We start from the raw sequence: 20,568 nt of genomic DNA on the forward strand, positions 1-20,568 counted from the left end.
GGCACACGATAGGGGGCTGTGCGGTGACCGGGAATCGTGAGGACGGGGAGCGGGGAGGGGCCACAGGCCCGTTCCTGGAGATCGCCTGCGACGAGTCCGGGTCGGACGGCGAGAACCTCACCGGCGGGAACACGGACGTGTTCGCGCACGCCAGCATGTCGCTGTCCGTGGCGACGGCAGCGGCGGCCGTACGGGAGATCCGGGACCGGATCCGCTCACCGGCCGAGGAGTACAAGGCGAACCACCTGCTGCGGGAGAAGCACCGCGCGGTGCTGGAGTGGCTGCTCGCGCCGGACGGGCCGATCCACGGGCGGGCGCGGGTGCATCTCATGGAGAAGTCCTTCTTCGTGGTGGACCGGACCGTCGGCCTGCTGCTGGGCGACCCGGGCCAGGCCGTCGCCCTCTTCCGCGAGGGCCGCCGGGCCTTCGGGGAGGACGACTGGCGGGCGTTCCTGGAGGCGGCCAACCAGCTGCTGCGGGTCCGCAACAACGGGGAACCGGGCGCCCCCGTGGAGGTCTTCTACGGCACGGTCGGCGCCCTGCGGCGAGCCCACCCGGATACCGACGCGACGGCGATCCTGGAGCGACTGGCCGCGACCCGGCCTCGCGCGGTGTCCTATCGGGCGGCGTTCCTGGACGGGCCGCCCCTGATCCCGGTGCTCAACCCGCTGCTCCCCGCGATCGTCCGCACGGCCGCGCTGTGGAGCGGCGACGGGCGGCCGGTCCGCCTGGTGCACGACCGGCAGAACATGCTGACGCCGGACCGCATCGCCTGGATCGAGGAGGCGGCCCGGCAGGCGGGGGTCGGCCTGGCCGGGTTGCGGCTGGTCGTCGCGCGTGAGGACGCGCGGGTGCAGGTGGCGGACTTCCTCGCCGGGATCGCCCGCAAGATCGCCTCCGACGAGCTGAACGGACGTGGGGACCCCGCGCTCACCGCCCTGCTGCGGCCTTACGTCGATCCGGCCTCGGTGTGGGGCGACGCGCGCAGCCGGGCCCTGCTCACCGCCCCGGCCGCCGGCCGGGACGTGAAGAGATCACGCGTGCGCTGAACACGGCACGGCCGATCCCCGTATGGGAGTGAGGGCACTCAACTCAAGGAGCGCCCCGCGGCGTTCACACTGTGATGTTCGGGTTCGGGAGCCATGCATGAGGCACGCACGACGACGGGTCGTCCGGCGAGTGACACGGCTGGCGGCCGTCGGCGGACTCCTCCTCGGAGGAGCGATGGTCACACGCGCCGTGGCGAGCGAGCCGCCCGCCCCATCGATCGGAGTCCCGTACTCGGCGCAGCCGGCCACGAGCATGGGCACCGACCTCGTGTCCCGGATCGGCACCTCCCGTACGGCGGGCAGCTGGGTCGACTCCGCCGGCCGGCCGGTCGTCGCGGTCACGGACGAGCAGGCGGCCGAGGAGGTCGAGCGCGCCGGTGCACGGGCGAAGATGGTGCGCCACAGCATGAGCGACCTCAAGTCCGCCACGTCCACGCTGCGTTCGGCGCCCCGGGTGCCCGGCACCGCCTGGGCCCTGGACTACAAGAGCAACGAGGTGGTGGTACGGGGCGACAGCACCGTCTCCGCCTCCGACTGGTCCCGGCTGACCGAGGTCGCGGAGGGCATCGGCGGCTTCGTGCGCATGGAGCGCACCGAGGGCACGTTCACGACGCGGGTCAACGGCGCGCAGCCGATCCTGTCGACCGCCGGGCGCTGTTCGGCGGGCTTCAACGTGACCGACGGGAAGACCGACTACATCCTCACGGCCGGGCACTGCGGGCCCGACGGTTCCGTCTGGTTCGCCGACGACCGGGGCCGGGAACAGGTCGGCACGTCCCTCAAGGGGAGTTTCCCCGGCGACGACTACTCCCTGGTCAAGTACGACAGCGGTCGCGCGGGCGAGGGTGCGGACGTCGTGGCGGTCGGTGACGGCAAGGGCGTGCGGATCACGGGCGTGGCCGATCCGGAGGTCGGGCAGAGGATCTTCCGCAGCGGCAGCACCAGCGGGTTGCGCGAGGGGGAGGTGACCGCGCTGAACGCGACGGTCAACTACCCCGAGGGCACGGTCACCGGCCTCATCGAGACGAACGTGTGCGCCGAACCGGGCGACAGCGGCGGCCCGATGTTCGCCGACGGCATCGCGCTCGGTCTGACGTCGGGCGGCAGCGGGGACTGCGCGGCGGGCGGTACGACGTTCTTCCAGCCGGTGACGAAGGCGCTGACCGAGCTGGGGGTCAAGCTGATCGTGGCCAAGCAGGCCGGTGGCGGCACCGGCGCCTCCCCCGCGCCGTCGGCCTCGCAGGGCGCCGCCTCGCCCGGCTCGTCGGCACCGGTCACGGGCGAGGACGTGTCGGGCCTGCTGACCCGCCTCACCGACCCGCGCAACGTGGGCCCCGGCCTGCTGGTCATCGCGGGTAGCCTCGTCGCCCTGGTGGCGACCCGCTGGATCCGCGCGGAGCAGGACCGCAAGGCGTATCGGCAGTACTACTCGGCCACTTGGGGATGACGACGTCACGTTGGTTGAGGACGCCTCATGACCGTACTGCTCGGCGCCACCGAGCTTCAGCGGGTGGTCACACCGGAGGCCATGGTCCGGGCCCTGCGCCAGGGCTTCGTCGCGGCTCTCGCCACGCGGACCGCCCCGCAGCGCGTGCGCCAGAGTCTGCCGATGTCCTCCGGGAGTATCGCCGTACTGCTGCCGGGGCTGTTGCCCGGCATCCCCGCCTACACGGTGAAGGTGAACGCCAAGTTCCCCGATGCCGACCCCGCGATCTCCGGCATCGTCTGTCTCCACGACCTGGAGACCGGGGAGTTGCTCGCGCTGCTGGACTCCGCCTTCGTGACCGCGTGGCGGACCGGGCTGTCGGCGGCCTTGGCCACTGACCTGCTCAGCCCGGCGGGGACACGCGCTGTGGGGATCATCGGGGCCGGAGCCCAGGCGGACATGACGCTGCGCGGGCTGACCCGGTTGCGCACGGTCGAGCGAGTCGTCATCCACGATGCCGACGACGGACGGGCTCACCGGAGGGCCGAGGTCTGGCAACGGGCCGGACTCGCGTGCCAGGTCGTCGGCAGCGCGCGCGAGGTCGCCCGCACCTGTGACAGCGTCGTCACCGCGACCTGGTCCCGCCGCCCGCTGCTGCACCTTCCGGACGTCCGGCCGGGCTCGCACATCACCTCGCTGGGAGCGGACGAACCGGGCAAGGTGGAACTGGATGCCGGGTTGCTGCGGCATGCGCGGGTCATCGTGGACGACCTCGACCTGGCGATGACGTCCGGCGCGCTGGGCAGTGCGGGCCTGCGCCGGGAGGACGCCGCGGCCGTGCTGGGCCGGATCATCGACGGGACCGTCCCGGCGCGGACCGATGCCGAGCAGGTGACCGTCTACACCCCGGTCGGTCTGCCCTGGCAGGATCTCGCGCTCTCCTGGGCCGCCTATCAGGCGGCGCTGCGGGACGGGGTCGGCGTCGACTTCCGGTTCCACTCCCGGCCGAAGGACGAGGGCGGCGCATGAGCACGCCTGCGCCGGGGCGGCTCTGTGTCACCCCAGTGTGAGCAGTACCGTCGCCACCCCCGCTCCCAGCAGCCCCAGCGCCTGGCGCCGGCTGATCCGCTCGTGCAGGAGGGCGAGGCCGAGGATGACGGGCAGGGCGGGGTAGAGGGAGGCGAGGACGACGGCGACGGCGAGCAACTGGCGCTGTGCGGCGAGCAGATAGAGCACGAGTCCGAGGGCCGCTCCGGCCCCGACGAGGAGGGCCTGGACGCAGCGGCCCGGCGGGAGCTTGAGCCGGCGGGCGTGGCGGGCGGCGTCCGGCAGGAGGAGGAGGACCGCGGCGACACGGCCCGCGGCGACGGGCCACAGCCCGCTCGCGGGGTCGGCCTGGCCGAGGGCGAGGTACTGCACGGCCACGCCCGCGCTGGCGAACAGACCGTCTGCCGTTCCCTTGCCCGCGCCGCCGCTGCCTCCGGAGACGAACCACAGCGCGGGCACCGTGACGGCGATGCCCAGCCAGGCCACGGCTCCCGGACGGTCGCCGAGGACGAGCACCCCGCACAGCACCGACAGCGCGACGCCGGTGACGGCGCTCACGGGCACCACGACGCTCATCGCGCCCCGGCTCAGCCCGCGGTTGAGGAAACGCATGGCGACGCCGCTCCCGACACCGGAGAGCGCGCCCCACAGCAGGTCGGCGGTGTGGACGGCGCCGGCGGGCAGGAGGAGCGCGGCGGCGCAGGCGAGCAGCAGCCCGCCGAGCTGGCCGAGGAAGGTGACGGCGGCGTGGTGGATGTGGCGGGACAGCAGTCCGCCGGCGAAGTCGACGATGCCGTAGACGACGGCCGAGGAAAGTGCGAGAAGGGCACCCATTCGATCAGGGGTGCCCCAGGACGGGTCTCCGATGCGTCAGCCGGCGACGGTGCTCAGGCGACCGGAGCCGACTGCGGGGCCGCGGCGGCCCACTCCAGGACGAGCCGCTGGTACTCCTCGCGCTGCTCGACGCTCAGTGTCCCGCCCGACCGGCGCCACAGGGCCCGGATCTCCTCGTTGACCTCGTCAGCCGTCCGCCGGGAAGAGGATTCAACAGTGGTGGACATGCTGTGAAGCATACGTCGCCCGAGGTGAAGACGATGTGAGTAATCGTGAGGTAAACGGTCATTCCGGACAGTGTTGCTGATCACGTCCATCTCCCTGTAAACGTGAGCCTGTTCACGCTTCGGCCGATCCCAGCACCAGCACCTTGATGGCCAGGACGGCCGCGCCGCGCGCCCAGTCGTGAAAGTCGGACACCCTCGTCTCCAGTTCGACCGGGGCGGCCAGGGGATGCCGGTTGTCGCGGACGGTCTCCTCGACCGTCTCGCCGGCCACGTCCATCAGCCCGACGCCCTCGCCCGCGAGCAGGATCTTCTGCGGCATCACGAAGTTGGAGATCTGCGCGACGAGCGTGCCCAGGGCGCGTGCGGCCTCGCCGACGACCCGGGCGGGCATCGGGTCCCCGGCGGCGGCGGCCGCGAGGATCTCCTCGTACGTCCGGTCGCGGCCGGTGGCGGCCTGGACCTGGTAGCGGATGTTGGGAATCGTCAGCAGCGAAACGGCGCTGCCGCGTCGGCCGTCCGGGGTGAGCGGGCCGGTGGGGTCGACGATCCAGTGGCGGCCGAAGCCGCGGTCCTCCTCGGCGCAGGACACCCGCTTGCCGCCCAGGACGAGTCCGTACCCGATGCCGGCGCCGATGGTGAGGACGACGAAGCGCTCCAGACCGCGTCCGGCGCCGAACCAGGTCTCGGCCTCGACCAGGGCGGCGACATCGTTCTCGACGACCACGGGCAGCCCGGTGCGCTCCTCGACGAGTTCGGCCAGGGGGACGTCCCGCCACAGCAGGAAGGGGGACTCGCCGACGACGGCGCGGTCCTGGACGAAACCGCCGACACCGATGCCGATCCCGGCGAGCCGGGGATGGTCGCGGGTCAGCTCGGCGGTCATCTCCCCCAGCACATCGGCGACTTCGGTTGGCTCATGGGTGGTGAGCGGACGGTCGCGGCGGGCGACGATGTCACTTCTGAGCGTGGTGACGACGCCGTAGACCGCGTCCTCGGTGATCTTGAAGCCGAGAAAGGACCAGGAGTCGGCGACGACGTCCAGCGGGGTCGAGGGGCGGCCCTGGCGGGCCTCCGCCGGCGCTCCCGCCTCGGCCACCTCGACCAGCAGGCCGGACTCGATCAGCGGCTTGGTCAGCCGGGTGAGACTGCCGGCCGACAGTCCCAGCCTGCGGGCGAGCTCGGTGCGCGACAGCGGGCCGTGCACGAGCACCTCGATCGCCACCGAGCGCTCCCCCGGGCTCAGTGGCGGCCAGCTGGCGATGCCTGCGGTCATGTCGGTCCCCGGCTCCCCTCGGCCTTTTCTTTCGCTCTGAAACCAACATGACCACTCTAAGTCGATGATGGTTGCTGTGAAAAGATGTTTGCCCCCCTCTTGACGCAGCAATTGTTTCGCGCCAAAAGTAAGTCCCGCCAGAGGACGAGCCGCCGCATGCGAGGGAGTCTCCCGATGACCATCGCCTCCAGCAGCCCTCCGTCGCGTCTGCCCACGGGCGGCGCCGCGGAGGCCCGGAGCAAACCCAGGACAGGACGGATCGAGGCGGGCGAGGACCGGGGTGACGGACGGCTGGCCGCGCTCTTCATCGCGCCGGCGCTGCTCGGCTTCGTGGTCTTCCTGCTCTGGCCGACGCTGCGGGGCATCTATCTGAGCTTCACCCGGTACAACCTGCTGACGCCGGCGGAGTGGGTGGGCCTGGACAACTACGTCCGCATGGTCAACGACCCCATCTTCTGGGACTCGTTGAAGGTCACGGTCGAGTACGTCGTCATCAACATCGGCATCCAGACGGTCGCGGCGCTCGCCATCGCCGTGCTCCTCCAGCGGCTGACCCAGTCGGCGATGCTGCGCGGCATCGTGCTCACGCCGTACCTGATGTCGAACGTCGTCGCGGGTCTGGTCTGGCTCTGGATCCTCGACACCCAGCTCGGCATCGGCAACGAGATCATCAGCGCCGTCGGCGTCGACCGCATCCCGTTCCTCGCCGACGAGACCTGGGCGATCCCGACGATCGCGCTCATCAACGTGTGGCGGCACGTCGGCTACACCGCACTGCTGCTGTTCGCCGGTCTGCAGGCGATCCCGAACGACATGTACGAGGCGGCCAGGGTGGACGGCGCGAGCGAGTGGCGGATGTTCTGGCGGATCACCATGCCGCTGCTGCGGCCGGTGCTCGCGGTCGTGCTGATCATGACGGTGATCGGGTCGTTCCAGGTGTTCGACACCGTGGCCGTGACCACCGCGGGCGGCCCGGCGAACGCGACCAACGTGCTCCAGTACTACATCTACGGCTCCGCCTTCGGCCGCTTCCAGTTCGGCTACGCCTCAGCCATGTCCGTCGCCCTGCTCCTCGTGCTGAGCGCGATCACCATCCTCCAGTACCGGCTCACCCGGGCCGGCCGGACCGATCTCGGCTGACGGAAGGGAGACACCGGCATGGCTGCCGTGACGACAACGACGCCGACGAGCGTCCGACCGGTCCGGCGCAGGTTCTCCTTCGGGCGGGCCGCCGCCTGGACCGTGATGGGGCTGATCGTCCTCATCACCCTGCTGCCGTTCTACTGGATCCTGCGCACCGCGCTCTCCACCAACGCGGGCCTCAACGCCGACCCGACCAACCCCCTGCCCGTGGATCTCACCACGAGCGGCTTCGAACGCGCCCTGGGCATGCAGTCGGCCGAGGAGGCCGTCACGCAGGGCGGCGCGGGCGGCGGGCTGGACTTCTGGCGCTATCTGCTCAACTCGGTGCTGGTCTCGACCCTGATCACCGGCTGTCAGCTCTTCTTCTCCGCGATGGCCGCGTACGCCTTCTCGCGGTTGCGCTGGCGCGGCCGGGACACGGTGTTCGGGCTGTTCCTGGCCGGGATGATGGTGCCGGCCATCTTCACGCTGCTGCCGAACTTCGTGCTCATCAAGCAACTGCACCTGGTGGACACGCTCCTCGGCATCGCCCTGCCCACCATGTTCATGACGCCGTTCGCGGTGTTCTTCCTGCGGCAGTTCTTCATGAACATCCCGCGCGAGGTCGAGGAGGCCGCGCTGCTGGACGGTGCCGGGAAGGTCAAGATCTTCTTCCGGGTGGTGCTGCCGATGGCGTCCACGCCGATCGTCACGCTGGGCGTGCTGACGTACATCACGTCCTGGAACGACTACTTCTGGCCGCTGATGGTCTCCTACAGCGACAGCTCGCGCGTGCTGACCGTGGCGCTGGCGATCTTCCGGGCGCAGACCCCGGCGACCGGCGTCGACTGGTCCGGGCTCATGGCGGCGACGCTGATCGCCGCGCTGCCGATGCTGGTGCTGTTCGCCTGCTTCGCGCGCCGCATCGTCAGCTCCATCGGCTTCACCGGGATCAAGTAAGGGGACTGTGATGCGAATTCGTCTGCGTACGCTCGTCGCGGCGACCGGAGCGTTGGCGCTGTCCCTGGTCAGCGGATGCGCGCAGCAAGGCGCCGCCGGATCCTCCGCGAACACGGTCACGTACTGGCTGTGGGACGCCAACCAGCTGCCGGCCTACCAGGCCTGCGCGAAGGGGTTCGAGCAGGAGAACCCCGGACTGAACGTCAGGATCACCCAGTTGGGCTGGAGCGACTACTGGACCAAGCTCACCGCCGGCTTCATCGCGGGCACCCAGCCGGACGTGTTCACCGACCACATCCAGAACTTCGGCCAGTACGCCGACCTGAAGGTCCTGGAACCGCTCGACGACCTCGGCATCGAGAACTCCGACTACCAACCGGGCCTCGCCGCCAACTGGATCGGGAAGGACGGTCACCGCTACGGCGCCCCCAAGGACTGGGACACCGTCGCGCTGTTCTACAACTCGAAGATGACGAAGGACGCCGGCCTCACCGCCGAGCAGCTGAACAGCCTCGCCTGGAACCCCGAGGACGGCGGCACCTTCGAGAAGGCCATCGCCCACCTCACGATCGACAGGAACGGCAAGCGGGGCGACGAGCCGGGCTTCGACAAGAACAACGTCAAGGTGTACGGCCTGGCCACCAACGGCGGCGGGTTCGGCGACGGCCAGACCCAGTGGAGCAACTTCGCCGCCTCCGCCGGGTGGAGCTACCTGGACAAGCCGCGCTGGGGCACGAAGTACCAGTACGACAGCAAGACCTTCCAGTCGGTCATCGAGTGGTACTTCGGTCTGGCGAAGAAGGGCTACATGCCGCCGCTGTCCGACTACAACGTCCAGTCCAACCAGGCGAACACCCAGGTCGCGGCGGGCAAGGCCGCCACCGCGTTCGACGGGGCCTGGATGATCTCCACGTACGCGGGCTTCAAGGGCCGGGACATCAAGACCGCCCTGACGCCGGCCGGCCCGACCGGCAAGCGCGCCACCATGATGAACGGTCTCGCCGACTCCGTCACCAAGGCCTCCAAGAACAAGGAGGGCGCCAAGAAGTGGGTGGCGTACCTGGCCTCGGACAAGTGCCAGAAGGTCGTCGGCGGTTACGGCGTCGTGTTCCCCGCCACGCCGGCCGGGACCGAGGCCGCCGTCGCCGCGTACCGGAAGAAGGGCATCGACGTCTCGTCGTTCACCGGACCCGTGGCCGACAAGAAGCGCTTCCGGACCTTCTCGTATCCGATCGCCAGCTACTCGGCGGACATGACGGCGCTCATGTCCCCTGCCATGGAGAACATCTACGGCAACGGAAAGCCCGTGAGCAGCCTCGATCAGACCAACGACCAGATCAACCTCATCCTCTCCCAGTGAAGGGCACGCGTTCCATGACGTTCTCCCTCGGCATCGTCGGCGCCGGACAGTTCTCGGGCCAGTTCGCCACGCTGTTCCAGGCCCACCCCGGCGTCAGCGCCGTCTACGTCACCGACCTGCTGCCCGAGCGGGCCGGGCAACTCGCCTCCACCCAGGGGCTCGCGGGCACCTTCCCGTCGTACCAGGCCATGCTGGAATCGGAGGACGTCGACGCCGTCGCGATCTTCACACAGCGCTGGACGCACGGGCCGCTGGTGCTCCAGGGCCTGGGCGCCGGCAAGCACGTGTACTCCGCGGTCCCCATGGCGATCAGCGCGGAGGAGATCGCGGCGATCATCGACACGGTCAAGGCCACCGGGCTGACGTACATGATGGGCGAGACCAGCGAGTACAACCCGGCGACGGTCCACGCCCGCAACCAGATCGCCGAGGGCGCCTTCGGGCGGCTGTTCTACGCCGAGGGCGACTACGTCCACGACATGGACCTGGGGTTCTACGAGGCGTACCAGTACAGCGGCGGCGAGAACTGGAAGGCCACCGCCAGCTATCCCCCGCTGCTCTACCCGACGCACGCGGTCGGCGGGGTGCTGGGCGCCTGGAAGACGCACGCGGTCAGCGTGTCGGCGATCGGTGTCGTCGACGACCGGGGCGACGGGGTCTTCGACAAGGAGGTCAGCCAGTTCGGCAACGACTTCTCCAACGCCACCGCGCTGTTCGAGGTGGCGGGCGGCGGCTCGTTCCGTACGAACGAGTTCCGGCGGGTCGGCTACCCCTCACACATACGGGAGTCGCGTTTCCGCTTCTTCGGCACCGAGGCGAGCATGGAGCAGCTCGCCACGGTCGCCCTGTGGCAGGACAAGCAGGGGGTGAAGGACATCAGCGAACTGCTGGAGCCCAAGCCCACCATGGCGCCCGACGACCCGTCGCTCCAGCACATCGCGCCCGAGCTGCGGGCCGCCTTCACCTCCGGGTCGGCACCGGTGCACGACCGCGCGCGGCTGCCCAGGGAGTTCGACAACCTCCACAACGGCCACGAGGGCAGCCACCACTTCCTGGTGGACGACTTCGTGACCGCCGTCAACACGCGCACCCTGCCGTCGGTGAACGCGTGGGTGGCCGCCCGCTACACCCTGCCGGGCATCATCGCGCACGAGTCCGCGCGGCAAGGTGGAGTACGGCTGGAGATCCCGGACTTCGGGGACGCGCCTCTGTAGTGGCGTCGTGCGAGCCGGGTGCCTGGATCAGGTGCCCGGCTTGCGGCCGTACACGAAGACGTCGTCGTTCTTCTTCAGCAGCGACCAGTACTTCTTGGCGTCGGTCTTGGTCATGTTGACGCAGCCGTGCGAGCCCGGCGGGTTCCACATGCTGACGCCGACCGAGTGGAACGCCTGGCCGCCGTCGAAGAACTGGGCGTAGGGCATCGGCACGTCGTAGATGGACGAGACGTGGTCGATGTTGCGCCAGTAGATCTTCTTCAGGCCGGTGCGGGTCTCGTAGCCGTCGCGTCCGGTGCGGACCGGGACGGGGCCGTAGACGAGCTTCTTGCCGTCCTGGACCCAGCTCAGCTGGAGGCTCAGGTTCACACAGGCGATCCGGCCCTTGTTCACCGGGCACTTGCCGTCCTTGTTGGGGTTCTTCCCGACGGCCTTCTGCTTCTGCATCAGGTCCATCACTCCCCACGTGACGGGCCCGGCGTAACCGGCGTTCGGGGAGATGCCGTGCTTGGTCTGGAAGGCGCGGATCGCCTTGCAGTCGGCGGCGGACTGCTTGCCGTCGACCGGGCGGCCGAGGAACTTCTCCACCTGCTTCTGGTACGGGCCGGTCTTGGCGGTGCAGCTCGCGGCCGCGGCCGGCGTGGCGCCGAGCGCGAGTGTGAGCGGTGCCACCAGTCCGGTGATCCCGAGTACGACGGCACCCCGTCTGCGTACGTCCCCCATGGTTGGTCCTGCCCTTTCGCGGAAGTGGTCACACGGTCTGCGATCCCTGCCAGCTAGACGGGCGCACGGGGGGTTCGGTTGTACGGGCTTTCAGCCTGCGACAAAACGGTGACATACCTCGCCACTCAGCCGACCGGGCGGCAGACGCCGGCCGAAGGCGACCAGCAGGAGGTCCTGCGCCGTGCCGTGCAGAGGTGTGCCGGTGCCGAAGGTCCAGTCGAGGTCGTCGGCCAGCAGCCGCACGCCGTCGAGGCGGGCGCCGAAGAACCGGGATGTGCGCGGGGCGACGGTGCCGAGGACGATGCGCAGCCGGTCCTCGGGGACGCGGCGGTCGAGGCCCAACGCGACGGTGACGTCCAGGCCGTGGACGACGTCGTGGGCCAGGGCCGCCGCGATGCCGCCGACCGGCGGCCGCCACGGGTGGTGGGCGTGCTCGCGCAGGAACGCGGCGAGCCGCTCGTCGGAGTGGGCGGCGGCGTCCCGCCGGGCGAGACGGTCCGCCACACGGTTGATGCTGCCGCGCGCCTTGGCCAGCTCCCACAGCACCGTCGCAGTGGAGTGCCGGAAGCCCATCGACATGTGCGCCACGACCTCGCGCACCCGCCAGCCCGCGCACAGGCTCGGTGCCTCCCACCAGGCGGGATCCAGGGCGCCGAACAGGTCGGCGAGTTCCGTGCGTTCGGCGGCGATGGCGGTGGTGACGTCGTGCGCTGCGGTTCCCATACGTCCAGGGTCGGTGCCGGTGATCCACAAGTCCAAGAGCTGGTCCTGCTGGCAACTAGCATGACCGCTTATGGAGTTGAGGCAGCTGCGGTATCTCGTCGCCGTCGTGGAGGAGGGGGGCTTCACCCGGGCCGCCGAGCGGCTGCATGTGGCACAGCCGGGGGTGAGCGCGCAGATCCGGCAGCTGGAACGGGAGCTGGGCCGGCCGCTGCTGGACCGCTCCGGCCGGTCCGTGACACCGACGGAGGTCGGCGCGGCGGTGCTGCCGTACGCGCGTGCCGCGCTCGCGGCCGTGGACGGGATAGGGCAGGCGGTCGCGGAGTTCGGCGGGCTGCTGCGCGGCCGGGTCGGGATCGGCCTGGTGCCGGGCACGCTCGCGCACGACATCGATGTGGCGGGGGTGCTGGCCGGCTTCCACGACGACCATCCGCAGGTGGAGATCACCCTCACCGAGGACACCTCGGACCGGATGCTGGCGGCACTTCGCCGCGGTGAGCTGGACCTCGCGGTGGTCGGACTTGCGGACAACGAGCCGCCGCCCGGCGTGGCCGTACGGGTGCTGGTCGACGTGCCGCTGGTGGTGGCCGTGGCCGAGGGCCATCCGCTGCTGGCGGCTTACGCGGGCCGTACGGCGGTGCCGCCGGCGGCCCTGCGGGAGCACGCGCTGGTCAGCCTGCCGTCCGGCACGGGGGTGCGCGGAGCGCTGGAGGCGGTGTGCGCGCAGGCAGGCTTCCGCCCACGCGTCCACTTCGAGGCGGCGGCCCCGGAAGCGCTCACGCGCCTCGCCGCGCGCGGGCTCGGGGCCGCCGTCGTCCCGCAGCCGGAGGCCCCCGGCGAACTGCACACCCTGCGCATCGACCACCCCGGGGCACGCGGCCGCATCGCCCTGGCCTGGCGCACGGACGGCCCTTCGGGTCCGGCGGCCAGGGCTCTGCTGGGGCGACTGCGGGAGGCGTTGCCGCCATCGGTCCGGGGGCTGACCTCGTCAGGGCCGCGGTGCGTGGCGCCTCAGCGGTAGCCGGTCGTGTCGGCCGGCTTGCCCGCGTCCTGCACCTCGACGAGGTAGCGCCAGGCGTCCGGGCGGCTGCCGTCGAGGTCGGTGAAGCCGTACTCCCGGGCCAGGCCGCCGCTGGAGAGGGAGCGGCCGTTCCAGCGCGCCACGTCGGGGTCGGCGGCGAGCGCGACCACGGCCCGGCCGACGTAGCGCGGGGTCTCCGAGATGGCGAAGTGGGGGACGCGCTCCAGGGCGTCGCGCCAGTTGTCCTCCCGTACCCCGTAGATGTCGAGCATCATCTCCGAGCGCAGCCAGCCGGGGGTGAGGGCGACGGCGGTGGCGCCGCGCGGGCCGAGTTCGTGGCCGAGGGCGAAGGCCATGCGCAGGACGGATGCCTTGGCGAGGTCGTAGAAGAAGTTCACGCGGTAGTTGCCGGCGTTGTAGTCGGCGGTGCCGTCGGTGACCTCGACGACCAGGCCGCCGGGATTGCGCAGCAGCAGGGGCAGGGCGTGGTGGCTGGTGATCGCGTGCGTCTCGACCGCGAGTCTGAGCAGGCGCAGGCCGTTGTCGAGGTCGTGCTCCCAGAGCGGGCTCTCCCACTCGAAGAGCTTCTCGCCGCCCCAGATGTCGTTGACCAGGACGTCGAGGCGGCCCTGTTCGTCGGCGATGCGGTCGACGAGGGCGCGGACCTGTGCCGGGTCGAGGTGGTCGGTGGGTACGGCGACGCCCTGCCCGCCGGCCTCGGTGACCAGGTCGGCGGTGTCCTCGATGGTCTCGGGCCGGTCGTACTCCGAGCGGCGGGTGCGGGTGCTGCGTCCGGTGACGTAGACGGTGGCGCCCGCCGCGCCGAGTTCCACCGCCATGCCCCGTCCGGCGCCCCGGGTCGCACCGGCGACCAGTGCGACCTTGCCCTTCAGTGGAGCTGACATGTCCGACCTCCCGAGACCGTGGCTGCTTGTCGCCTCCAGGGTGACGGGTAAGCCGGACATCTTCTGTCGCCTTTTGCGAGCGACACGCGATCAGTGGCCGCGGGCGATCCACTCCTGGAGGTGCGGGGCCTCCGCGCCGATGGTCGTGGAGTCTCCGTGGCCGGTGAGGACCTTCGTCTCGGGCGGCAGCGTGAGGAGGCGGTCGCGGATCGAGTCGATGATCGTCGGGAAGTGCGAGAAGGACCGGCCGGTGGCGCCGGGGCCGCCCTGGAAGAGGGTGTCCCCGGTGAAGACGGTGGCGAGCCCGGGGTCGTACAGGCACACCGCGCCGGGCGCGTGCCCCGGCGTGTGCAGGACCCGCAGGTCGGCGCCGCCCGCCTCGATCACCTGGCCGTCGACCAGCCAGGCGTCGGGCTCGCGGTCCGGGTGGGTCTGCTTCCACAGCGGCAGGTCGTCGCGGTGCAGCCAGATGGTGGCCCCGGTGCGCTCGGCGAGGGCGGGGGCGGCGTCGATGTGGTCGTTGTGGGCGTGGGTGCACACGATGGCCGTGAGCCGACGGTCTCCCACGGCCTCGGCGATGGCGTCGGCGTCGTGCGCGGCGTCGATGACGATCGCCTCGTGGTCGTCGCCGACGATCCACACGTTGTTGTCGACGTCCCAGGTGCCGCCGTCGAGGCTGAACTGCCCGGAAGTGACGAGGTGTTCGACGCGCGGGGCCATCACAGCACCACCACCGAACGCAGCACGTCGCCGTGGTGCATCCGCTCGAACGCCTTCTCCACCTCGTCCAGCTGGATGGTCTCGGTGACGAACGCCCCGAGGTCCAGGCGCCCTTGCAGGTGCAGGTCGATCAGCATGGGGAAGTCGCGGGAGGGCAGGCAGTCGCCGTACCACGACGACTTCAGCGCCCCGCCGCGCCCGAACACGTCCAGCAGCGGCAGTTCGAGCTTCATCTCGGGGGTGGGCACGCCGACCAGGACGACCGTGCCGGCGAGGTCGCGGGCGTAGAAGGCCTGCTTGTACGTCTCCGGGCGGCCGACGGCCTCGATGACGACGTCGGCGCCGAAGCCGCCGGTGAGTTCGCGGATCGCCTCGACCGGGTCGCTCTCGCGCGAGTTGACGGTGTGGGTGGCGCCCATGGTCCGGGCCGTCTCCAGCTTGCGGTCGTCGATGTCGACGGCGATGATCTTCGCCGCTCCGGCGAGGTGCGAGCCGGCGATGGCGGCGTCACCGACGCCTCCGCAGCCGATGACGGCGACCGTGTCGCCCCGGCCGACGTTTCCGGTGTTGATCGCGGCGCCGATGCCCGCCATGACGCCGCAGCCGAGCAGCCCGGCCACCTGCGGGGCGACCGCCGGATCGACCTTGGTGCACTGCCCGGCCGCGACCAGCGTCTTCTCGGCGAAGGCGCCGATGCCGAGGGCCGGGGAGAGCTCCTGGCCGGTCGAGGCGAGGGTCATCTTCTGCCCGGCATTGTGGGTGTCGAAGCAGTACCAGGGCCGCCCGCGCAGACAGGCGCGGCATTTCCCGCACACCGCACGCCAGTTGAGGACCACGAAGTCACCGGGCTCGACGTCGGTGACGCCGTCGTCGACCGCCTCGACCACGCCCGCGGCCTCGTGCCCGAGCAGGAAGGGGAAGTCGTCGCTGATGCCGCCCTGCTTGTAGTGCAGATCGGTGTGGCACACCCCGCAGGCCTGGACGCGCACGACCGCCTCCCCCGGGCCGGGGTCGGGCACGACGATGGTCTCGATCCGTACCGGCTCGTCCTTGCCCGGTGCGATCACACCGCGTACTTCCTGGGCCATGCTGACTCCTTCGTCGGCTTCGTCGGCCGGATGCCTTCCCTTCCGACCCTACGCGCGACTGATCAGCAAGGGATGCGGATCGGCCACCCGCGGGTGCCGTATCACCAGCTCAGGCGCTGTCCGAAAACGCCGGGCAGCGCACCGGCGGCCCCCGTAACCTGAACGCTCCGCCCGACGCCGAAGGAGCGACGTGAGCATCGCAGAGACCGAGACCGGTACACCCGCCTGGCGGCTGCTCCTCGGATACGTCCGGCCGCACCGCCGGTCCCTGTTCGCCGGTGCCGTGCTCTCGCTGGTCACCGGGGCGACCGGGCTGATGCTGCCGCTGGTGGCGCGGGGCCTGATCGACGATCTGGCGCACGACCGGGCCATCACCGGCGCGCTGCTGGCGATGTCGGCCCTGGTCGTGACCAACGCAGCGGTCGGCGCACTGGGTTCGTACGTGTTGCAGCGCACCGCCGAATCGGTGGTGCTCGGCGCGCGGCGCGCCCTGTCGTCGTATCTGCTGCGGCTGCGGATCCCGGCCGTGGACCGCAGCGAACCCGGCGACCTGATGGCCCGCATCACCTCGGACACCACCCTGCTGCGCGCGGTCACCACCGACTCACTGGTCGGTCTGGGCACGGGCGGTCTCACGCTCGTCGCGACGGTGGTGATGATGGGGCTCGTGGAGCCGGTGCTGCTGGGCGTCACCCTGGCCGTGATCCTGGGCGCGGGCGTGATCCTCGGCCTCATCGTGCCGCGGATCAACAAGGCGAGCCGGCAGGCGCAGGACGCGGTGGGTGTCATGGGTGCCTCGCTGGAGCGGATCCTCGGCGCCCTGCGCACCGTGAAGGCGTCCGGTGCCGAGCACCGGGAGGAACACACCCTGCACGAGGCGGCGCAGGAGTCGTGGCGGCAGAGCGTGCGGGCCGCCAAGTGGTCGGCGGCCGCGGGCAACACGGCGGGGCTGGCCATGCAGATCGCCTTCATCACAGTGCTCGCGGTGGGTGGCGCGCGCGTGGCGACCGGCGCGATCGACGTGGGCACGCTGGTCGCGTTCCTGCTGTTCGTCTTCTATCTGATGTCGCCGATACAGCAGGTCGTCGGCGCCGTCACGCAGTACCAGACGGGCGCCGCGGCCCTCACCCGCATCCAGGAGGCCCTGCGGCTGCCCGCCGAGCCGGCGGCCGCGCCCGCCCCGCTCCCCTCCCCCGGCGCGCAGCCCGCCGCCCTCGCCTTCGACGACGTCCGCTTCCGCTACGCCGACGACGTGCCGTACGTCCACCACGGCGTGACGTTCGCCGTGCCCGCGCAGGGCATGACGGCGTTCGTGGGCCCGTCCGGCGCGGGCAAGACCACCGTCTTCTCGCTGATCGAGCGATTCTACGAGCCGGACTCCGGGGTGATCACGTTCGACGGGCGCGACCTCGCCGACTGGGAGCTGACGCAACTGCGTGCCGCGATCGGCTACGTGGAGCAGGACGCGCCGGTCCTGTCCGGCTCCCTGCGGGACAACCTGCTGCTGGGCCATCCGGAGGCGGACGACGACGCCCTCGCGCGGGTGCTGAAGACGACCCGTCTCGACGGCCTGGTCGCCGGGCTGCCGAACGGCCTCGACACGCTCGTCGGGCATCGCGGCACCAAGCTGTCGGGCGGTGAGCGCCAGCGGGTCGCCATCGCCCGCGCGCTGCTGCGCCGTCCCCGGCTGCTGCTGCTCGACGAGGCGACCTCGCAGCTGGACGCGGTCAACGAGGCGGCGCTGCGCGACACCGTCGCGGATGTGGCCCGTACGACGACGGTCCTGGTGGTGGCGCACCGGCTGTCCACGGTGACGATGGCCGACCGGATCGTGGTGATGGATGCCGGGCGGGTCCGGGCGGTCGGCACGCACCGCGAGCTCGTGACCGCCGACCCGCTCTACGCGGAGCTGGCGGCGACCCAGTTCCTGGCCGCGGCGGACTGAGCCACCGGGCATGCGTGAGGGCCGCCCGAGCCGGGCGGCCCTCGTCGCACGCGCTGCCGTCGGGGCCGGACGTCCGGAAGCCGCGTCGGCCGCGTTCGCCATCGGCGCGGCGAGGCCGATGACACCCACGGCGAGACCAACGGCGGCGACGATACGTCGTGTTGAGATCATGCCCGTCGCAGTGCCGGCGGGTCCCCGGCGGACACGGGCGGGCGGTTCCGCTCACCGGTCAGGCCCAGTGGCCGGGCTGCGTTTGCCGAGCCCGCCGGACGGGAGGAGGCTCGACAGGAGAGACCCCTCGCGGCCCGGTCCCGACCGGGTCGCGGCCCTTCGAAGGAGGTCATCATGGGAACTGCGGCAGACCCCGCCTTCGACCGCGAGACACTGCGCCGGGCCGTGGAAGGCCAGAGCCCGGACATCCTCCTCTCGCTCTACGCGGACGACGCGGAGTTCCGCATCGTCGACCGCACGAGCCAGCCCAGCCACCCCAAGGTCCTGCACGGCCGGGACGAGATCAGCGGGATGCTGGAGGACGTCTACAGCCGCGACATGTCGCACAAGCTGGAGCGGTGCGTCATCCAGGGCGACGAGGCCGCCTACAGCGAGAGCTGCGAGTACGCGGACGGGGTGCGCGTCCTGTCCGAGTCGATGATCTCGCTGCGGGACGGCAAGATCGCCGAGCAGACCCTGGTCCAGGCCTGGGACGAGTAGGCGGACACCCCGTTGCCGGGCTTCGTGTCCTGCCCGCCGGGCGGATCATGCGGCTCCGTCCGGCAAGCGGGCCGTGGTCGTGGGCCGGGACGTCAAACCCGGCACCGTCATGATCGACGCCGGGTGCAACCCCGGCAACGTCGGCGACGTCGTCAGGCGCTGTACGACGTCCAGCCGGTGTCAGGCCTCGCTGTCGGCGGGCTTCCTCAGGACCTCGATCAGGCTGGCGTAACTGTCCTGTCCGTGGCCGGCGGCGGCGGCCTTCTCCATGGCGGCCTTCAGGAGTTCCGGCAGCGCGTTGTCGATGCCGCGGGCCGCCGCCGCGTGGATGAGGTGGTCGATGGCCGCGATCTGCACGTCGACGGTGGCGTCGTCACCCGGGTAGCGGCCGGCGTCCACCTGGGGCGCGTACGTGGTGAGGAAGCCGGCCACCGCGCCCAGCCAGCGGATCGCGACCGGAGTGAAGGCGGTGGCCGATGTCCGCTCGGCGCCGACCAGTGCGGTGCCGTGCAGCCAGCCGGTCATGGTGGACCACATCAGGCCGAGCAGGGCGGCGTCGTAGAGGGAGGCGAGGCCGGGGTCGGTGCCCAGGTGGAGGGGGTCGCCGAGGGTCGCCAGGGTGGGGCGGTGGGCGTCGAAGACCTCCCGGGAGCCGCTGTAGAGGAACATCATGGCGGGGTCGCCGACGCCGGGCGGGGTGGTCATGATGGCGCCGTCGAGGTAGCCGGCCCCGTGGGAGTGGGCCCACTTGACGGCCTCGTGGGCCTGCTCGGGGGAGCCGGAGGTGAGGTTGACCAGGGTTCTGCCCGCCAGCTCGCCGGCGGCCGGGTCGAGGACGGAGTACAGCGTCTCGTAGTCCAGCACACAGGCGATCGTCAGCGGGGAGGCGGCGATCGCCTCCCGGGGCGTGCCGGCCAGGCGGGCCCCCCGGTCGACCAGGGAGCGCGCCTTGTCCGGGGAACGGTTCCAGACGGTGGTGGGGTGTCCCCGGTCCAGCAGCGCGGCGGCCAGTGCCGAGCCCATCGAGCCCAGTCCGACGACGGTGACCGGCCGGTGTTCTGCGTTCATGCCCAACTCCTCGTGTTTCCTTGTCGGATGACGTGTGATCACGTACGGACACGGTCGCAGGGCACGAAGATCGGGAACAGTGACAGCGGTGACGGCCTCCACCAAATTCCTGCCATAGGCTGGGGAGCATGAGCGCCGGTACTGTCGCCGTGGTCGTGACCGAGGAGATCGGGGTCCCCTCGTGGGATCTGTACGAACTGAGCATCCCGTGCACGGTGTTCGGCAAGCCGCAGCCCGATCTGGCCGATCCCTGGTACCACCTGCGGCTGTGCGGGACCGGGGCCGGGCCGGAGGCGGGGGACGGTGCGGCGGACGGTCACGGGCTGAGCCTGCGCACCCGGTACGGGCTGGACGATCTGGTCGGTGCCGACACGGTCATCGTGCCGTCGGTGCCCGACCCGTGCGTCGAGGAGGGCAGGCCGCTGCCGCGGGAGCTGATCAGGGCCCTGCGCCGGGCTCATGACGCGGGCGCCCGCATGGTCTCCCTGTGTACGGGTGCCTTCGCGCTCGCCGAGGCGGGGCTGCTCGACGGACGGCGTGCCACCGCCCACTGGATACACACCGCACAGCTGGCCGAGCGCTACCCGAAGGTGCAGGTCGACGCGTCGGTGCTGTACGTGGACGACGGCGACGTGCTCACCAGCGCGGGACTGACCGCCGGACTCGACCTGTGTCTGCACCTGGTGCGGCGTGACCTCGGCGCGCACGTCGCGAACCAGCTGGCGCGCCGCATGGTGGTCCCCGCCCACCGGCCGGGCGGGCAGGCGCAGTTCATCGAGCTGTCCGTGCCGGCCAGCGACGACGCGGGGCTGGCACCCGTTCTCGAATGGGCGCGGGCCAACCTGGACCGGTCGCTGACCGTGGCCGATCTGGCGCGGCGGGCCGCGATGAGCCCGCGTACGTTCTACCGGCGGCTCCAGGCCGCCACCGGGACGACACCTCTCCAGTGGCTTCTCGACCAGCGGCTCGGACGCGCCCGGTCACTGCTGGAGTCGACGGACCTGCCGATCGAGAAGGTCGGGGAGCTGAGCGGCCTGGGCACGGCCAACAATCTCCGCCACCACTTCCTGAGGCACCTCGGGGTGTCGCCCGGCGACTACCGGCGGGCCTTTCCAGGAGCCCGGACGACCGGGCGTGACCGTACGCGGGTCTGAG

At 71.2% G+C, this 20,568-nt stretch carries 20 protein-coding genes; 11 read left to right on the forward strand and 9 right to left on the reverse strand.

All coding sequences use genetic code 11. From position 1 onward, the window contains the following. Positions 1–23 precede the first annotated feature (23 nt). The 3 genes from HDA41_RS01930 to HDA41_RS01940 all read left to right on the forward strand — a co-directional run bounded on the left by HDA41_RS01930 (position 24) and on the right by HDA41_RS01940 (position 3,504). Complete coding sequence (locus tag HDA41_RS01930) at positions 24–1,049, forward strand: hypothetical protein (protein ID WP_184980015.1); 1,026 nt, start codon at positions 24–26, stop codon at positions 1,047–1,049. Positions 1,050–1,146: 97 nt separating this feature from the next. Beyond that, complete coding sequence (locus HDA41_RS01935) at positions 1,147–2,496, forward strand: S1 family peptidase (protein WP_184980017.1); 1,350 nt, start codon at positions 1,147–1,149, stop codon at positions 2,494–2,496. A gap of 27 nt (positions 2,497–2,523) precedes the next feature. After that, positions 2,524–3,504 (forward strand): ornithine cyclodeaminase family protein, encoded by a 981-nt coding sequence (locus HDA41_RS01940; protein ID WP_184980019.1) that lies wholly within the window; start codon positions 2,524–2,526, stop codon positions 3,502–3,504. Between the two features lie 27 nt (positions 3,505–3,531). Here the strand turns inward: HDA41_RS01940 and HDA41_RS01945 are convergent, their stop codons facing one another. From HDA41_RS01945 to HDA41_RS01955, 3 genes are all read right to left on the reverse strand, one after another. Next, entirely contained in the window at positions 3,532–4,356 is an 825-nt protein-coding gene (locus HDA41_RS01945) for an EamA family transporter (RefSeq protein ID WP_184980021.1), read from the reverse strand. A 53-nt stretch (positions 4,357–4,409) separates the two neighbouring features. After that, positions 4,410–4,595 (reverse strand): hypothetical protein, encoded by a 186-nt coding sequence (locus HDA41_RS01950; RefSeq protein WP_184980023.1) that lies wholly within the window; start codon positions 4,593–4,595, stop codon positions 4,410–4,412. Between the two features lie 100 nt (positions 4,596–4,695). Then, positions 4,696–5,856 carry an ROK family transcriptional regulator gene (locus HDA41_RS01955; RefSeq protein WP_184980025.1) on the reverse strand — a complete coding sequence of 387 codons (1,161 nt, stop codon included), beginning with the start codon at positions 5,854–5,856 and terminating at the stop codon, positions 4,696–4,698. Between the two features lie 174 nt (positions 5,857–6,030). On the opposite strand from HDA41_RS01955, the gene HDA41_RS01960 reads away from it, so the two are divergent. The 4 genes from HDA41_RS01960 to HDA41_RS01975 are packed head-to-tail and all read left to right on the forward strand — an operon-like array spanning position 6,031 to position 10,512. Further along, on the forward strand, positions 6,031–6,996 hold the full coding sequence (locus HDA41_RS01960) for a carbohydrate ABC transporter permease (protein WP_184980027.1): 966 nt from the start codon (positions 6,031–6,033) through the stop codon (positions 6,994–6,996). Positions 6,997–7,014: 18 nt separating this feature from the next. Then, entirely contained in the window at positions 7,015–7,938 is a 924-nt protein-coding gene (locus tag HDA41_RS01965) for a carbohydrate ABC transporter permease (RefSeq protein WP_184980029.1), read from the forward strand. A gap of 10 nt (positions 7,939–7,948) precedes the next feature. Beyond that, positions 7,949–9,298: an ABC transporter substrate-binding protein gene (locus HDA41_RS01970; RefSeq protein ID WP_184980031.1), complete on the forward strand. Its 1,350-nt coding sequence runs from the start codon at positions 7,949–7,951 to the stop codon at positions 9,296–9,298. A gap of 14 nt (positions 9,299–9,312) precedes the next feature. Continuing rightward, complete coding sequence (locus HDA41_RS01975; RefSeq protein ID WP_184993065.1) at positions 9,313–10,512, forward strand: Gfo/Idh/MocA family protein; 1,200 nt, start codon at positions 9,313–9,315, stop codon at positions 10,510–10,512. 27 nt (positions 10,513–10,539) lie between these two features. On the opposite strand, the gene HDA41_RS01980 is transcribed toward HDA41_RS01975, so the two are convergent. After that, the gene (locus HDA41_RS01980) at positions 10,540–11,235 is read right to left on the reverse strand and encodes a L,D-transpeptidase family protein (protein ID WP_184980033.1); all 696 of its coding nucleotides are present in this window, start codon (positions 11,233–11,235) and stop codon (positions 10,540–10,542) included. A gap of 90 nt (positions 11,236–11,325) precedes the next feature. After that, positions 11,326–11,958 carry a maleylpyruvate isomerase family mycothiol-dependent enzyme gene (locus HDA41_RS01985; protein ID WP_184980035.1) on the reverse strand — a complete coding sequence of 211 codons (633 nt, stop codon included), beginning with the start codon at positions 11,956–11,958 and terminating at the stop codon, positions 11,326–11,328. A gap of 70 nt (positions 11,959–12,028) precedes the next feature. Here HDA41_RS01985 and HDA41_RS01990 point away from each other — a divergent pair, with 70 nt between their 5' ends. Further along, positions 12,029–12,976, forward strand: a complete 948-nt coding sequence (locus HDA41_RS01990) for a LysR family transcriptional regulator (RefSeq protein ID WP_184980037.1) — start codon at positions 12,029–12,031, stop codon at positions 12,974–12,976. Here HDA41_RS01990 and HDA41_RS01995 read toward each other — a convergent pair. The 3 genes from HDA41_RS01995 to HDA41_RS02005 all read right to left on the reverse strand — a co-directional run bounded on the left by HDA41_RS01995 (position 12,967) and on the right by HDA41_RS02005 (position 15,689). Continuing rightward, positions 12,967–13,881 (reverse strand): SDR family oxidoreductase, encoded by a 915-nt coding sequence (locus tag HDA41_RS01995; protein ID WP_184980039.1) that lies wholly within the window; start codon positions 13,879–13,881, stop codon positions 12,967–12,969. The genes HDA41_RS01990 and HDA41_RS01995 overlap by 10 nt on opposite strands. A 90-nt stretch (positions 13,882–13,971) precedes the next feature. Then, entirely contained in the window at positions 13,972–14,601 is a 630-nt protein-coding gene (locus HDA41_RS02000; protein ID WP_184980041.1) for an MBL fold metallo-hydrolase, read from the reverse strand. Beyond that, a complete protein-coding gene (locus HDA41_RS02005; RefSeq protein WP_184980043.1) occupies positions 14,601–15,689 on the reverse strand; it encodes an S-(hydroxymethyl)mycothiol dehydrogenase in 1,089 nt (362 codons plus the stop codon). Before HDA41_RS02005 ends, HDA41_RS02000 begins: the two co-directional genes overlap by 1 nt. A gap of 190 nt (positions 15,690–15,879) precedes the next feature. Between HDA41_RS02005 and HDA41_RS02010 the strand changes: the two genes are divergently transcribed. Beyond that, on the forward strand, positions 15,880–17,634 hold the full coding sequence (locus HDA41_RS02010) for an ABC transporter ATP-binding protein (protein WP_184980045.1): 1,755 nt from the start codon (positions 15,880–15,882) through the stop codon (positions 17,632–17,634). A gap of 345 nt (positions 17,635–17,979) precedes the next feature. Next, entirely contained in the window at positions 17,980–18,345 is a 366-nt protein-coding gene (locus tag HDA41_RS02015) for a nuclear transport factor 2 family protein (protein WP_184980047.1), read from the forward strand. A gap of 180 nt (positions 18,346–18,525) precedes the next feature. Here the strand turns inward: HDA41_RS02015 and HDA41_RS02020 are convergent, their stop codons facing one another. Next, the gene (locus HDA41_RS02020) at positions 18,526–19,413 is read right to left on the reverse strand and encodes an NAD(P)-dependent oxidoreductase (protein ID WP_184980049.1); all 888 of its coding nucleotides are present in this window, start codon (positions 19,411–19,413) and stop codon (positions 18,526–18,528) included. A 149-nt stretch (positions 19,414–19,562) separates the two neighbouring features. Between HDA41_RS02020 and HDA41_RS02025 the strand changes: the two genes are divergently transcribed. After that, a complete protein-coding gene (locus tag HDA41_RS02025) occupies positions 19,563–20,567 on the forward strand; it encodes a GlxA family transcriptional regulator (protein WP_417813249.1) in 1,005 nt (334 codons plus the stop codon). Position 20,568: the final 1 nt, after the last annotated feature.

This window comes from Streptomyces caelestis (assembly GCF_014205255.1).
Lineage (GTDB): Bacteria > Actinomycetota > Actinomycetes > Streptomycetales > Streptomycetaceae > Streptomyces > Streptomyces caelestis.